General features: G+C 69.9%; 16 protein-coding genes. 6 read left to right on the top strand and 10 right to left on the bottom strand.

Features of this window, described 5'->3' with window-relative positions; all coding sequences use genetic code 11:
* Positions 1 to 11: 11 nt before the first annotated feature.
* Positions 12 to 713, bottom strand: a complete 702-nt coding sequence (locus ABZX37_RS30520) for a response regulator transcription factor (RefSeq protein WP_009072764.1) — start codon at positions 711 to 713, stop codon at positions 12 to 14.
* Positions 714 to 755: 42 nt separating this feature from the next.
* Between ABZX37_RS30520 and hisN the strand changes: the two genes are divergently transcribed.
* Complete coding sequence (gene hisN, locus ABZX37_RS30515) at positions 756 to 1,547, top strand: histidinol-phosphatase (protein WP_354745348.1); 792 nt, start codon at positions 756 to 758, stop codon at positions 1,545 to 1,547.
* Here hisN and ABZX37_RS30510 read toward each other — a convergent pair.
* The 6 genes from ABZX37_RS30510 to ABZX37_RS30485 all read right to left on the bottom strand — a co-directional run bounded on the left by ABZX37_RS30510 (position 1,541) and on the right by ABZX37_RS30485 (position 5,660).
* Positions 1,541 to 1,804 carry a hypothetical protein gene (locus tag ABZX37_RS30510; RefSeq protein ID WP_354745346.1) on the bottom strand — a complete coding sequence of 88 codons (264 nt, stop codon included), beginning with the start codon at positions 1,802 to 1,804 and terminating at the stop codon, positions 1,541 to 1,543. The genes hisN and ABZX37_RS30510 overlap by 7 nt on opposite strands.
* On the bottom strand, positions 1,801 to 2,601 hold the full coding sequence (locus tag ABZX37_RS30505; protein WP_354745344.1) for a TNT domain-containing protein: 801 nt from the start codon (positions 2,599 to 2,601) through the stop codon (positions 1,801 to 1,803). Before ABZX37_RS30505 ends, ABZX37_RS30510 begins: the two co-directional genes overlap by 4 nt.
* Before the next feature lie 82 nt (positions 2,602 to 2,683).
* Entirely contained in the window at positions 2,684 to 3,262 is a 579-nt protein-coding gene (locus tag ABZX37_RS30500; RefSeq protein WP_354745342.1) for a GNAT family N-acetyltransferase, read from the bottom strand.
* Complete coding sequence (locus ABZX37_RS30495; protein WP_354745340.1) at positions 3,252 to 4,190, bottom strand: hydroxymethylglutaryl-CoA lyase; 939 nt, start codon at positions 4,188 to 4,190, stop codon at positions 3,252 to 3,254. The genes ABZX37_RS30500 and ABZX37_RS30495 overlap by 11 nt, the downstream gene beginning before the upstream one ends.
* 1 nt (position 4,191) lies before the next feature.
* Positions 4,192 to 4,767, bottom strand: a complete 576-nt coding sequence (locus ABZX37_RS30490) for a PH domain-containing protein (protein WP_354745339.1) — start codon at positions 4,765 to 4,767, stop codon at positions 4,192 to 4,194.
* Between the two features lie 83 nt (positions 4,768 to 4,850).
* On the bottom strand, positions 4,851 to 5,660 hold the full coding sequence (locus ABZX37_RS30485) for a biotin--[acetyl-CoA-carboxylase] ligase (RefSeq protein ID WP_354745338.1): 810 nt from the start codon (positions 5,658 to 5,660) through the stop codon (positions 4,851 to 4,853).
* A gap of 80 nt (positions 5,661 to 5,740) precedes the next feature.
* On the opposite strand from ABZX37_RS30485, the gene ABZX37_RS30480 reads away from it, so the two are divergent.
* The gene (locus ABZX37_RS30480; protein WP_354745336.1) at positions 5,741 to 6,847 is read left to right on the top strand and encodes a C40 family peptidase; all 1,107 of its coding nucleotides are present in this window, start codon (positions 5,741 to 5,743) and stop codon (positions 6,845 to 6,847) included.
* A 2-nt stretch (positions 6,848 to 6,849) separates the two neighbouring features.
* Here ABZX37_RS30480 and ABZX37_RS30475 read toward each other — a convergent pair whose 3' ends face one another.
* Together ABZX37_RS30475 and ABZX37_RS30470 are read right to left on the bottom strand one after the other, a co-directional pair.
* A complete protein-coding gene (locus tag ABZX37_RS30475; protein ID WP_354745334.1) occupies positions 6,850 to 7,221 on the bottom strand; it encodes a hypothetical protein in 372 nt (123 codons plus the stop codon).
* Positions 7,218 to 7,772 (bottom strand): MarR family transcriptional regulator, encoded by a 555-nt coding sequence (locus tag ABZX37_RS30470; protein WP_354745332.1) that lies wholly within the window; start codon positions 7,770 to 7,772, stop codon positions 7,218 to 7,220. Before ABZX37_RS30470 ends, ABZX37_RS30475 begins: the two co-directional genes overlap by 4 nt.
* 122 nt (positions 7,773 to 7,894) lie before the next feature.
* Between ABZX37_RS30470 and ABZX37_RS30465 the strand changes: the two genes are divergently transcribed.
* Positions 7,895 to 8,416: a hypothetical protein gene (locus tag ABZX37_RS30465; protein ID WP_354745330.1), complete on the top strand. Its 522-nt coding sequence runs from the start codon at positions 7,895 to 7,897 to the stop codon at positions 8,414 to 8,416.
* On the opposite strand, the gene ABZX37_RS30460 is transcribed toward ABZX37_RS30465, so the two are convergent.
* A complete protein-coding gene (locus ABZX37_RS30460) occupies positions 8,376 to 11,303 on the bottom strand; it encodes a BTAD domain-containing putative transcriptional regulator (RefSeq protein WP_354745328.1) in 2,928 nt (975 codons plus the stop codon). The genes ABZX37_RS30465 and ABZX37_RS30460 overlap by 41 nt on opposite strands.
* A gap of 70 nt (positions 11,304 to 11,373) precedes the next feature.
* On the opposite strand from ABZX37_RS30460, the gene ABZX37_RS30455 reads away from it, so the two are divergent.
* The 3 genes from ABZX37_RS30455 to ABZX37_RS30445 all read left to right on the top strand — a co-directional run bounded on the left by ABZX37_RS30455 (position 11,374) and on the right by ABZX37_RS30445 (position 14,135).
* On the top strand, positions 11,374 to 12,234 hold the full coding sequence (locus ABZX37_RS30455; RefSeq protein ID WP_354745326.1) for an alpha/beta hydrolase: 861 nt from the start codon (positions 11,374 to 11,376) through the stop codon (positions 12,232 to 12,234).
* A 221-nt stretch (positions 12,235 to 12,455) separates the two neighbouring features.
* A complete protein-coding gene (locus tag ABZX37_RS30450) occupies positions 12,456 to 13,205 on the top strand; it encodes an alkaline phosphatase family protein (protein ID WP_354745324.1) in 750 nt (249 codons plus the stop codon).
* A 111-nt stretch (positions 13,206 to 13,316) separates the two neighbouring features.
* A complete protein-coding gene (locus ABZX37_RS30445) occupies positions 13,317 to 14,135 on the top strand; it encodes an NBR1-Ig-like domain-containing protein (RefSeq protein ID WP_354745322.1) in 819 nt (272 codons plus the stop codon).
* Positions 14,136 to 14,234 lie beyond the last annotated feature (99 nt).

Genomic DNA, 14,234 nt, shown 5'->3' with positions numbered 1-14,234 from the left:
CTCATCGGCGGCTACTCGACATTGAACCGGAACCCCACGCCGCGCACGGTCGCGATGCGCCGTTCGGCGTCGGAGTGCGCCGGTTTCGCCTGCCTGCCCGCCGCCTCGTCGGCGGCGACCGCGAGTTTGCGGCGCAGCCAGGACATGTGCATGTCGAGGGTCTTCGACGTCTTGGACTCCAGGTCGTTCCACACCTCGGCGAGGATCTCGTCGCGGCTGACGACCTGCCCGGCCCGGCTCATCAGCACGCGCAGCAGCTCGAACTCCTTGTTCGCCAGCTGCACCTCGTGGGAGTCCACTGTGACCAGTCGCGCGCCGAGATCCATCCGGACGCCGCCCGCTTCCAGCACCTCCGGCACCCGGCGGCGCAGCAGCGCGCGGATCCGGGCGAGAAGTTCCGCGAGGCGGAACGGCTTGGCGACGTAATCGTCCGCGCCCGCGTCGAGGCCGACGACGAAATCGACCTCGTCGGTGCGCGCGGTGAGCATCAGGACCGGCAGTTCGGTGCCGCTCGCGCGCAGTCTGCGGCACACCTCCAGCCCGTCCATCCCGGGCAGCCCGAGATCGAGCACGAGCAGGTCGACGCGGTGCGCGGCGGTCGCGGCGAGCACCGCCGGCCCGTCGGTGACGACCTCGATCTCGTACCCCTCCCGGTGCAGCGCGCGGGACAGCGGCTCGGCGATGGCCGGATCGTCTTCGGCAAGTAGGACCATGCTCACCTGGCCAACCTTACGGCGCACGGGCGTGAAACCATCGTGACCGTGCCTGCCTACTCGGATGACCTCGTTCTCGCCACCCGGCTGGCGGACGCCGCCGACGCGCTGACCACTGCCCGTTTCCGTGCGCTCGACCTCGCGGTGTCCGCGAAACCGGACCGCACTCCGGTGACCGACGCCGACACCGCCGTGGAGGACGCGATCCGCGAAATCCTCGCCGCGGAACGGCCCGGCGACGCGGTCGCGGGCGAGGAACGCGGCGGCACCGCGGGCAGCGAAGGCCGCGCGTGGGTGATCGACCCGATCGACGGGACCAAGAACTTCCTGCGCGGCGTCCCGGTGTGGGCGACGCTGATCGCGCTCGTCGAGGACGGCACTCCGGTGGTCGGCATGATCAGCGCGCCGTTGCTGGGCCGTCGTTGGTGGGCCGCTCGGGGCGAAGGCGCGCACTTGCGCGACGCGGCGGGCGAACGGCGCATGTCGGTGTCGAAGGTGGCGACGCTCGGCGACGCCTATCTGTCCACGACGGACTTGAACAGCTGGACCGAGTACCACTCCCGCGAGAGGTACCTCGCGCTGACCGAGGCGTGCTGGGAGTCGCGCGCGTTCGGCGATTTCTGGAGCCACTGCCTCGTCGCCGAGGGCGCGATGGACGTCGCGGCCGAGTGCATCGTGAACCCGTGGGACGTCGCCGCCGCGCAGGTGATCGTGACCGAGGCGGGCGGCCGGTTCACCGATCTTTCCGGCGCGGAGACCTACGAAGGCGGCTCAGCGCTGTCCACGAACGGCCTCCTGCACGACGAGGCGCTGGCGATCCTGCGCCGTCAGTGAGCGCCGGGCAGCACGCCGACCGCGCCGCGCGCCACCTGTGACCAGGTCAGCCTGCCGAAGAGGTAGTGGCAGGCGACCTGTTCGGAGGTGAACGCGGCCCAGTCGTAGCGGTTGCCCTGCTCGCGCCAGAACACTTCCCAGCCGCCGTCCGCCGTCGGCAGCAGGCACCACGTGTTGTCCGCTTCCCGGCCGATCGACACGACTTCCTCGGGCACCCCGATGACGTCCAGCCACTTCCGGATCGACTGGGTGTTCATCGTGCCTCCCGCGTGACATCAACCAGGAATCCCAGCGTGACCAGTTCGTCCGCGGAGAGCACCGCACGGTAGCGGATTCCGCCGCCCGGCCCGTCGAACCACTCCGCCGACGTGGCTTGCCACACCGGCATCGGCTTCAGCACGCGGTAACGGCGGTAGCCGGAGCGCAGCGCGGCGGGCGGCAAAGCGCGCTCCGCGAACGGCGTGCCGTCCGGCGCGAACACCCGGCCGTGGTCGCTGCCGAAGCGGTCCAGCAGCGTGTTTTCCGGCAATACCACCGGATTCGGCTCTTCGACGCAGCCCTCCGCGGGCGGCCACACGTATTCGGCGCCGACCACGAATCGGCGCTCCCACTCCGGACCCGCTGGCGGCGCATAGCCTTCAGTGACCGCCTGGGGCGGCTCCGGATCGACCGGCGGCGCGGGCGAACGACGAAAGCCCTGTTTGACGTATCCGAGCACCGCCGTGTCATCGAGCAGCGCCGATTCCGGATGGTCGAACAGCGGACGCCGGGCGACCCCGTCCGAGGGCAGCGGCAACTGCCGGTCCGGACGGTCCGCGGCCACCGGCAAATGGCCGAGCGGGAACATGTGCACGGCGAACAGCGCCAGCACGCTTTCCCGGTCTGTGCGCGGAGAACCGACCGGCGGACGGCTGTGCGCGGGCAGCACTCCGGTGCCCGTTGGCGGGGTGGGCACCTCGTCGAAGCCGCGCTCGAGCAACCCGCCGTATTGCGCGGGCATGCGCACCGGGCCGGTGGCAACGTCGGTGTCTGCGGGTTCGGGTCGGTCGGACACTGGCACCCTCTTCTCGGTCGTGCCGGCACCGGGTCGGACGCTCGCTCGCGCCGGAAGGTTCCGGGCGAGCGGGAAACCCACCTTATCGGGCGACGGGGATGCGCCGCCGCACCAACGCGCGGGCCAGGCCGCGCTTCTCGACCACCTCGAAGCCCGCGTCGGTGAACATGCCGGTGGAGCCGTGATAGAGGTCCGCGGAGGTCGTTCGAGGTCCGGCCTCCACCGGATATCCCTCGACGCTTTCCGCGCCCTGTTCGGCGGCGTAGTCCACGGCGGCCCGCAGCAACGCCGTGGCCAGCCCGCGCCGACGGCCGCGCCGGTGGATGTAGAAGCAGGTGATCGACCAGACCGCGCCGGGTTCGTCCGACGCCATCACGCGCGACCGCGCCAGCCGCGGATTGTCCTTCCGCGGCGACACGGCCACCCAGCCGAGCGGTTCACCGTCGATGATTCCCAGCAGCCCCAAAGGTTTCCCGTCCTGGGCCGCGCTCCGGACATGCTCCTTGCGGCCCTCACGACCGGCGGCCTTGTAGTCCGGACCGCTGAGCCGGAAGAACGAGCACCAGCAGCCGCCCTGCACCCCGCCCGGACCGAAGAGCCGCTCGAACAACGGCCACGTCTCCGCCCCGAGCGGGACGAACTCGACGACGCTATCCGGCAAGCGCGTTCACAACCCGCGACGGCGACGGACGGCCCAGCTGCCCGGCCATCCACACGCTGGTCTCCACCAGCTTGCCGAGGTCGACGCCGTGCTCCACGCCCAGTCCTTCCAGCAGCCAGACCAGGTCCTCGGTCGCCAGGTTGCCGGTCGCCGACTCGGCGTACGGGCAGCCGCCGAGGCCACCGGCCGACGAGTCCACAGTGGACACCCCGGCGCGCAGCGCGGCCTCGGTGTTGGCCAGCGCCTGGCCGTAGGTGTCGTGGAAGTGCACAGCGAGCTTGGAGATGTCGGCGGTGTCCCCGAACGCCTCGATCAGCCGCGTGACCTGGTTCGTGGTGGCGACGCCGATGGTGTCGCCGAGCGAGAGCTGCGAGCAGCCGAAGTCGAGCAGCCGCTTGCCCGCGCGCACGACCTGCTCCGCCGCGACCACGCCTTCCCACGGGTCGCCGAAGCACATCGAGAGGTAGCCGCGGACCTCGAGGCCCTCCTTGCGGGCCCGCGTGACCACCGGTTCGAACATGGCGAACTGGTCGTCGAACGTGGAGTTCAGGTTGCGCTGGGCGAAGGTCTCGGTGGCGCTGGCGAAGATCGCGATGTGGTCGACGCCCGCGTCGAGCGCGCGGTTGAGGCCGCGGTCGTTCGGCACCAGGACCGGATACCGGACGCCGTCGTGCCGGTCGAGCCCGGCGAGCAGCTGTTCGGCGTCGGCGAGCTGCGGCACCCACTTCGGGTGCACGAAGCTGGTCGCCTCGAGAGTGGTCAGCCCGGCGCCGGCGAGCCGGTCCAGGAATTCGAGCTTGACCTCGACCGGCACGACCGAGCCCTCGTTCTGCAGCCCGTCGCGCGCCCCGACCTCCCAGATCTCGACCCGCGGCGGCAATCCGCCCGCGGGGACCCGTTCCGGCAGGCCGACCTCTCGAGCACCCACGTCAGCGTCTCCTTCCGCGCGGTTCCCGGCCGCGCGGGGGCAGAGGTTCGGTGTCCTGCGGGCCGGGCGCGCCGTGGTAGTCGTCGTAGGGATTGTCGTTGACTTCGCGGTAAATGACCGTGTGCACGTGCTCGACGTGGGGAATGTCATCGAAGCGCAGCGGCTCGTCCGAGGCCGACTCGATGATGAGCGTGCCGCAGCCGAAGATCCGGTCCATCAGGCCGTGCTCGAACTGCACGCTGTTGATCCGCGACAGCGGGATGTCGATGCCGGTGCGCTTGAGCACGCCCTCGCGCGCGATCAGCCGGTCGGTCGTCACGATGAAGTGCGTCGTGCGCCAGCGGACCAGCGGCGAGAGGAACAGCCACACCACGAAGATCAGCGCCACCACGGCGACAGCGATCATCGTGACGTTGTTCCACGGTCCGGCGAAGTCCTTGGCGAGAACGAACAGCCACACCGCCGCGCCGACGGTGATCACGAACGCCAGGAACGGGAAGATCAGCATCTTGAAGTGCGGGTGGCTGTGCACCACCACGCGCTCGTTCTGGCTGAGCAAATCGTCCGGATAGGCCACGGCGGGCGCTCCCCTGCGAATGTGTGCCGATGTGGTGGATCCACCGTACCGGCGCTGGCCCCGCGCGGGCGCGCCCGTTCCGGTCAAGCCGGGCGGACGTGCACCACATCACCGGCGAAAACGGTCAGCCGCCGCCCGTCGGCGACGTCGACCTGCAACTGGCCGGACGCGTCGAGGTCCGCGGCGCGGCCGGTGAGGGTCGACCCGTCCGGCAACTGCACCTTGACGTCCTGGCCGAGCGTCGCGCACCGGGCGCGGTAGTCGCCGAGCAGTCCCGCCTCGGTGAGGTCTCCGCCCGCGGTCCGCCAGCGGCGTTCGAGGTCGTCGAACCTGGTCAGCAGGCCGACCGCGATCTCGGTGCGGTCGGTGGTCGTCGCGCCCTGTTCGGCGAGCGAGGTCGCGGGCAGGCCGCCCGGACCGGCCGGGACGTCGTCGCCGAGCGGCAGGACGTTGAGCCCGATGCCCAGCACCACAGCCGCGTCGTCGGTGCCGACGGCCTCGGCGAGGATGCCCGCGCATTTGGCTCGGTCCGGTCCGGCGAGCACGTCGTTAGGCCATTTGAGGGCGACGTCGACACCCAGATCGGTGGCGAGCGCGTGCACCGCGAGACCAGCGACCACAGACAGTGAGCCGAGCGCGGAGAACGGCACGCCCGCCGGGCGCAGCGCGATGCTCAGGTACAGCCCGGCCCCCTTCGGCGAACTCCACGAACGAGCCCGCCGTCCCACGCCTGCCGTCTGGTGTTCGGCCAGCAAAACGGTCCGGTCCGCCGCGCCTTCGGTGAGGGCTTTCCGCAGGTCAGCGTTGGTGGAACCGGTCGTCTCCACGACGTCGAGGCGGGCGTAGCGGCCGCCGAGTCCGTCCCGCAGCCGCGCCGCGTCGAGTTCAGCCATGTGCCCACAATATGAGAGTCCCCCTAACGTGCAAGCCGTTCGCTCGTTACCCAGAGGTGCGCTCTTCTAGATTGGACGCCGTGACGCCGGAGACCCCCACCGCCGACGCGCCGCAGAAGCCCACCTGGGCTCGTGGCGCGCTGTATCGAGGGCTCGTGGCGTTGCCGCTGGTCGCCGGACTCGCCACCGCGGGTTGGCTGGTCGCCGGACGCGATCAGCCCGCTCCCGTTCCGGCGCAGGCCGCGCTCACCGCGCCAGTGCCGACGCAGACCGTCAGCGGCCCGTCGGTGCTGCAGGCGAGCGCTCCGGTGCAAGCGCAGGAACCGGCTCAGGGCGCGGCAGGCGGAGGCGGCGGTCCCGCTCCGCTGCAGAAGTGGGCGGATTCGCTCGCCGGGCCGTTGGACATCCCGGCTCCCGCGTTGCTCGGCTACGCGAACGGCGAGCTGACCATGCGCAAGGAGCGCCCGGACTGTCACCTGTCGTGGGTCACCCTGGCGGGCCTCGGCGTCGCCGGAAACAACCACGGCCGCGGCGACGGTGCCGCGATGGGGCTTTCGACGCCGCAGTGGAAGAAGTACGGCGCGCAGATTGCCGGCATCGCGAACCCGGCGCTGTCCGACCCGTCGTCCGCCTCCGTCGCCGCAGGCCGCGCACTGTGCGCGAGCGGCGTCGACCTGTCCGCGGGCAACGGCTGGTGGAAGGCGCTGGCCGGGTATGAGAACGGCAGCGGCATGGAGCTGTTCCGGCAGCGAGTGCTCGGCTACGCCCAGCTGTACGCGACGCTTTCCCTGGACCCGGCGAAGTCGAACGCGCCGTCGGTGCACGCCGCGCGGTTCGCGCTCGGCCAACTCGGCCTGCCGTACGTGTGGGGCGGCAACGGTCCCGACGCGGGCGCGGCCGGGTTCGACTGCTCGGGTCTCACCAAGGCTTCTTACGACAGCGCCGGGGTTTCCTTGCCGCGCACCGCGGACAGCCAGTTCCGTTCGATGCCGCCGGTTCCCGGCGGGCAGGAACCGCAGCTGGGCGATCTCGTCTTTTACGGCAGCCCGGCGCACATCCACCACGTGGGGCTGTATCTCGGGAACGGCCTGATGATCAACGCGCCGACCGAGGGACAGGCGATCCAGATCCACACGTTCCACCGGCCCGGCGACGATTACGCCGGGGCGGGGCGTCCGGCGAACTGACCTCAGGCGGGTCTGGCCGCGGCCATCACGGCGTGCCACGGGGTCGCGTCGAAAATCAGCAGGATCGACGTGATCCGCCCGTCGGCGAGGCGGAAGTGTTCGGCGGTGCGCTGGGTGCCGACCGGCGAGGCGGTGTGCACGTCGTAGACCAAGGTGGCTTCGGCGTCGCTGTACAGCTCGCTGATCAGCTCGACCCCGGTGACGATGGACAGCATTCCGTCGATTCCGTCGAGGTGGCCGGTCGCGCTTTCCGAGGTGATGAACGGGCTGCGGAAGCTGAATTCCTCGCCGATCCGGGCCGCGGCGGCCGGGACGTCGCCCCGGAACCGGGCTTCGTGATAGGCCCGGACGGTGCGCCGGGTTTCCGCGGTCATGGTGTCTCCTGGGGAAGATGCCGCTCGAGCTGGCGCTGGTTTTCCGCCAGGCGAAGGCACAGGTGCCGGTACTGGGCGAGTTCTTCCGGGCTGAAGCCGCGGAACAGGGCGGTCATCGCGCGTTGCGTCGGTTCGCGGAAGGAAGCCAGCCATTCGCGGCCGGCAGGCGTGATCCTGGCGCGGACCGACCGGCGGTCGTGCTGGTCTTGGACGCGTTCGGCCAGCTGATCGCGGGCGAGCGTGTCGACCAAGCCGGTGACATTCCGCGAACTGACCCCCGCGGCGCGAGCGAGCTCGCCGATGCTGAGGCCCGTTTCGGGGCCGCTGCTCAACCGCGCGAGGACATCGAGCGCTCCCGTGCTGAGACCGCGTCCGCCCGCACCGTGTCCGCGCAGTCGGTCGACAGCTTGTGCGGCGGAGCGGATCGCCGCGGCCGCTTCCAACGCGAGAGTGTTGCCGCCCAGCGCGAACGCGCTCATCGCTTCTCGGACCCCTGGGTCGTAGAGCAGACCCGCTTCGTCCGTGGTCGAGGATTTATGTACGTCCTTCACAATGAAGTCATTCTATACTTAGGCCGAGGGCTCGGCGCAAGCGGCAATATTTCCGTTTTCGCACGCAGCGCCCGTCTGTCGCTTATGCTCCGGAGCATTCTTCCTGATGGGAAAGGCACGCCATGTCCGCTCGCATTGTCTCCGTTCTTGCCGTGGGCGCTGCTCTGCTGATCACCAGCTGTTCCGGAGAAAGCGGCGGCACCGCCTCCCCCGCGCCCTCGACCGCCCCCGCGTCTTCCTCGGCCCCAAAGCCTTCACCTGCCACCTCCGCCGCGCCATCGTCGTCAACTGCGGCGGAGGCGACCGGCGGTGACGCGGTCGAGCGGTACGAGACCTTCCTGCACGCGGCGGGCAGGGAGGACCTCGCGACAGTGTGCGAGATCGCCGGTCCAGCCCTCAAGAAGGCGGAAGACGAGGGCTTCGGGCCGTGCGAGAAGACGATGCCGATGTCGTTCAAGATGCTCTCCGCCACGCAGAAGAAGGCCATGCTGACCGCGGCTGTCGACCGGTCCAAGATCAAGGACGGGGCCGGCAAGGTCGAGATTCCGGCGAGCGCGGTGAAGGCGTCCGTCAAGTTCGCCAAAAGCGACATCGGCGACGTGGTTATGGAGAAGCGCGGCGGCAAATGGTACGTAGTCGACTGACCCAATGCGCGGCGCCTGCGCGGCGGGCTACTTCAGCAGCCTTGCGGTAGTGCTCTTCGGACGGCAGTCCTAATCGGACGGCCAACTCGCCCAGGTAATAGGCGACTGGCCCCAGTGTCACCACGCCGGAACCGGCACCGGCCAGTTCGTTCTCCGCTGGGATCAGTCGCTCGTACAGTTCGCGCGCGTCTCCGGTCGAGGCGGTGAGGCACGCCCGCAGTTCCAGGAACAGGTCCGGGCGATCTGGCGGCAGAGTGAAGTCGACTGTGGATTCCAGATCGTGTTGCAGGTAAAGGCAATGCCGGGCCAGCGGCAGCAGTCCACGGTCCACTCCGGACATTCCGCTGCCGGACAACCTAGCCGCGGCGCTGCGATAGGCGGCTTCCGCGGCGGCGACCGGGCCGGTGACGGCCAGACGGAGCGCGCGGTACCAGTCGGTGAAGACGCTGACGAGCGGGAGGTCGTACTGCTCCCCCAGTCGATCCGCCGCGGTCGCGTGTTCGTCGGCGGAGGCGAAGTCGGCGAGCGCTGAGCGAGCCTGCATCAGCACGAGGTGACCGAGTACCTCGAACGTCACCAAACGGTGGCGGGCAGCGAGTTCGACCAGTTCTTCGCCGATCCGGGCGCGTTCCGGGGCCAGGCCAGCACGGGTGAAAGTCTGCGTCCAGCGTGCGTTCAACGCCAACGCCAGCAGCGCCGGATCCCCGGCGGACCGTGCCAGTTTCTCCGCTTCGACGGCCGCGTCGTGGGCGCGTTGACCGCCTTCGTTGCGCAATTCCAACGCGACGGTCGCGAGCAGCCGAGCGCGGACGTACGGATCGGTGGCGTGGACGCGTTCGGCGGCGTCGGCGATGCGGCGGGCCAGCGCGGGGTCGTCGTTCTCGGTCCAGATTCCCGGCACGTCGAACGCGGTCAGAACCCTTATGGTCAAAGCGGAATCATCACCGGCGAGGTCCAATGCCTCGGCACGGTATCGGCGTGCGGCGGACAAGGAACCGGTGAACGCGGACGTCCGGGCCAAGCCCATCAGCAATTCGACAGTACGCGGTCCTTGCGCCAGTGCGGCTTGCCAGAGCCGAAGCGCCTCGTGGGGCGCGAAATCCCGTTCGGCGCGTTCCGCCGCTGCTTGCGCATAGGCGGTACCGCGATCGTCTCCAGCGAGCAGGAAGTGGTGGGCCAGCAAGGAAATCTCGGATGGCCGACGACTCGCTAAAGCCTCACCGACTTCACGGTGCAGCTGTGCGCGCCGAGCCAGCGAAAGGTCGTCGTAGACAGCGTCGCGGACGAGCGCGTGCGCGAACCGGAATGCACGCGGTCCGCTTTCGGTTAAAAACCCCGCCTGTACAGCGGTTTCCAGCTCGTCGAGGACGTCGCCGAGTAGACCAAGGTCGACGTCCGCGCCGATCACCGCAGCTTTCCCGAGTACCGCGCGCACGTGGTCGGGCAGCGCGGCGATCCGGTTCCGGACGACGTCGCGTACTCCGTCCGGGAGGTCGCCTTCGGCATCCAGAGCGCGAGCTAGTTCCTTGACGAAGAACGGATTTCCGCCAGACCGTCGATGAATCACCGCGGCGGACTCCGGACCGACCAACTCAGCGACTGCCTCGACCGAAAGCCCGCCGAGGTACAGCCGAATCGGGTCGGCGCGCGCGAGCCTGCCCAACGCAGCGGTCAGTTCCGCGGAGACTTCGGTGGTCCGATACGTCGCGATCAACAGCACTGGAGCCGCGGTCATCGACGTCAGCAGCGCCAGAGTTTCCTCGCCCGCCCAATGCACATCGTCCAGCACAAGCAGCAGCGGACCCCGGCGGGCCACCTCCGCGATCCGCGCGCTCATCGCCTGATGCCATTCGAACCGCGCCACCGCCGGGTCACCGCCCGCGGACCGCGGCGGGACCGGTTCGCCTAGCGCGGCGAGGATCCGGGTCCACGGCCAAGCGGGCGGCACCCCGGCACCGTCCGGATTCGTTCCCCACGCCGTCGTCCAGCCCAGCCGCGCGGCGAATTCCTCGACCAGCGCGGTCTTTCCCGCACCCGCCTCGCCGGACACGAGCACAAGCCGGAATCGCTTGCGGTCAGCCACTTCCGCCGCGACTTCGGCGAGCCGCGTCAACTCCGCGTCTCGCCCGGCCAACCGGCCGGAAACCGACGGCGCCAATTGCGGGGCCTGCGCGAGAATGTCCTGCTCCACCTGCCGCAACGCCGGTCCAGGATCGACGCCTAGCTCCGCCGCCAGCCCGGCCCGCGCCCGACGCAACGCGGCGAGCGCATCACCCTGGCGCCCGGCGCGGTACAACGCGAGCGCCAGCAGCCGCCAAGCTTCCTCGCGCAGCGGATGAGCGTCCACAAGGGACTCCAGATCCGGTACCGCTTCGGCGGCGCGGCCGAGATCCAGCAAGCCGGCCGCCCGCCGCTCCAAGGCGAGCAACCGAAGTTCGTCGAGCCGAGCCCGTTCGGAACGCGCCCACGGTTCGTCGGCGAACTCCGCGTACGGCTCGCCGCGCCACCAGCCGAGCGCCTCGTCCAACTGCGCGACCGACGGCGTCCCGCGCAGCAAGGCCTCAAATCGCCAGGCGTCAACCTGCGCCGGTTCAGCACGCAGCGCATACCCCGGCCCGGTCGTGACCAGCAGTTTCGCGGGCGTCCGCGGCGGGCGGTCCGGCTCCAGCGAACGCCGCAGCGCGCCGACGAAGGTCTGCACCGCGCCGACCGCGCCCGCTCGCGGCTCGGTCCACAACGCGTCAACCAGCGCGTCCGTCGAAACCACCTGTCCGCGGGCGACGAGAAGCCGCGCGAGCACCAAGCGATGCCGCGGCCCGGGCAGCGGCACCGGCCCGCGCGCGTCGTGGGCCGTCAGCGGGCCCAGCACCGAGAACGAAATGGTCATCGGTTCCGTACTGTAATCAGCTCAGTCGGCGCTGATCGGTTGCTGATCGGCCCGGCGCACGCTGGGTCGCATGAACTTCGACTACCAGCGGGTACCCGTCGCCGATGGCGTGTCCCTCAACGTGGCGGTCGCGGGCTCCGGCTCGCCGGTCGTCCTGCTGCACGGCTTCCCGCAGACCCACCTGATGTGGCGGCACGTCGCCGCCGACCTCGCCGCCGACCACACCGTGCTGTGCCCTGACCTGCGCGGCTACGGCGACAGCGACAAGCCCGCCGACACCGGCGAGACCTACTCGAAGCGCACTATGGCCGCCGACGTCGTCGCGCTCGCCCGCGCCTTCGGCCACGAACAGTTCGCGCTGGCCGGGCACGACCGCGGCGCGCTCGTCGCGATCCGCGCCGGCCTCGACCACCCGGATCACGTGTCCCACCTGGCCATCCTCGACGTGCTGCCGACGCTGGACATGTGGGATGTGCTGCACGGCGTCAGCGCGGCGGTCGCCTTCCACCTCTACCTGATGGCGCAGCCGCCCGGCCTGCCCGAGCAGCTGATCAGCGGCGCGCCGGACGCGTTCTTCGGCTACTTCCTCGACCAGTGGGGCGCCGACCCGGAGTCCATTCCGGCCGACGTCCGCGCCCGCTACCTCGAAGCGAGCCGGAACGCGGTCCCGTCGATCGTCGCCGACTACCGCGCCTCCGCGGGCATCGACCTCGAACACGACCGCATCGACCGCGACGCGGGCCGCCAATTGAAGATGCCGACCACAGTCCTGCAGCAGGGCTGGGGCGACGCGCTGGGCTTCGACGCGGCCGCGCTCTGGCGCGCGTGGGCACCGGACTGCGTGCACGAAACCGTACACAGTGGACATTTCATGGCCGAGACTTCCCCTGCCAGCGTTACGAAATCCCTGCGGGACCTGCTCGCGCGCTGACCCTTCGAAAGTCGTGCCCCGGACGAGTGGTCGCCAGTAATTCACCCACCGACCGCTCTCCGGGACACCTCCGCCGTGGCACGGTCTATGCCGCTCCCACCTGAGCGCATTTCCCGACCGATCTTGGAGGACCTGTGTTCCGCAAGCGGATCGTGGCCGCCGTCGCGACGGCAATTCTCGGTGCGGCAACCGCCGCCCAACCAGCCTCAGCAGCGGCAACCGTGCCCACCTTCGACCACGTCGTGCTCGTGATGTTCGAGAACGAGTCGTCGACGTCGATCGACTCGACCACCGCGCCTTACTTCGCCTCGCTCGCCGCGCAGGGCGCGAACTTCACCGACTCCCACGCGCTCACGCACCCGAGCCAGCCGAACTACGTCGCGCTGTTCTCGGGCGACACCCAGGGCGTCACCGACGACACCTGCCCGCAAAACCTCGGCGCGGTGGACAACCTCGGTTCGCAGCTCGCCGGCGCGGGGAAGACGTTCACCGGCTACTCGGAGTCCATGCCGTCCGACGGCTACACCGGCTGCTCGTCCGGCGAGTACCGGCGCAAGCACAACAGCTGGGTCGACTTCTCGAACGTGCCCGCGTCGAGCAACCTGCGCTACTCGCAGTTCCCGTCAGACTACTCGCAGCTGCCCAGCGTTTCGTTCGTGACGCCGAACATGTGCAACGACATGCACGACTGCTCGGTCGGCACCGGCGACACCTGGCTGAAGAACAACCTCGACGGCTACGCACAGTGGGCCAAAACGCACAACAGCCTGCTGATCGTGACGTTCGACGAGGACGAAGGCACCTCGACGAACCAGATCTACACGAGCTTCACCGGCGCGCACGTGAAGCAAGGGGACTACTCGGAGACGATCAACCACTACACCGTGCTGCGCACCATGGAGGCCGCCAACGGTCTCCCCGGCATCGGCAACGCGGCGAACGAGACGCCGATCTCCGACGCCTGGCAGTGACGCGCGCCGGTCGCGGCCGCCTCGCCGGGGCCGCGACCGGGGTGCGCCCAGCTGTGCCGAACTGGAATGTCAGACTGGTCCGACCAGCGGATCTGACAACCAGGGAGAGCGATGGGCGACGGGCAATCTGCCGCCGAGGTGCTCTCCGCGGAACTCGCCGCACTGCGCGCGCGGGCCGGGAATCCGTCGTTTCGCAAGATGGCCGACCGCTCCGGGCAGATCTCCCACACCACGCTGCACGAGGCGGTTCGCGGCACCCGGTTCCCGTCGTGGGACACCACGCGCGAGTTCGTCCGGGCGTGCGACGCGGACGAACAGCAGTGGCGGCGACGCTGGGAAGAGCTGAAAGGCGTGCCGCCGGAACCTGAGATCGCCGCACCGGGCGAGGTCGCGATCGTCAACACGGCCGCGGAACCGGTGCTGATCACCTCGGAACCGGTCGTCCCGGAGAAGCCCCGCCGCCGCAAGTACGCGCTGGCCGCGGTCGCGTTCGTCGTCGTGCTGCTCGCCGCCGTCGCCGCGATCGTGGTGCCGAAGCTGACCAACGGCACCATGGTCGACGTCGGTGCGCGCCTCCCCGGCGACAACTCCCAGTTCGTCGGCGACGTGACCGTGCCCGACGGCACCGTGATCCACGTCGGCGAGACCGTCCAGAAGGTGTGGGAGCTGAAGAACACCGGCTCGGTGGCCTGGCATCAGCGGTACCTGCAGCGGATGGACCTGCCGCCGGCCCCCGGCTCCTGCCGCACCCCGGACCGGGTGCTGATCGGCGACACCCCGCCCGGCGACCACGTGATGGTGAGCATTCCGCTGACCGCCTCGTCCGCGCCCGGGCGCTGCTGGATCGGCTGGAAGATGGTCGACGCGAACGGCGCGGAGTTCTTCTCGACCCGCCGCCCGGTGTATGTACTGGTGACGGTCGTCTCCTGACGCGTGTCAGATTCTGTAAGACCTGGTCACCGGGGTACCGAACACCCCAGCCCGCTCGACAGGATGAGTGCCGCTGGGGGTCGGTCCGTGGCAGCTTGC

Origin of the sequence: Amycolatopsis sp. NPDC004079 (genome assembly GCF_040610415.1) — a bacterium.
GTDB lineage: Bacteria > Actinomycetota > Actinomycetes > Mycobacteriales > Pseudonocardiaceae > Amycolatopsis > Amycolatopsis halotolerans.
The sequence above is the reverse complement of the archived record's forward strand: the minus strand, read 5'-3'. Positions and strand labels throughout refer to the sequence as shown.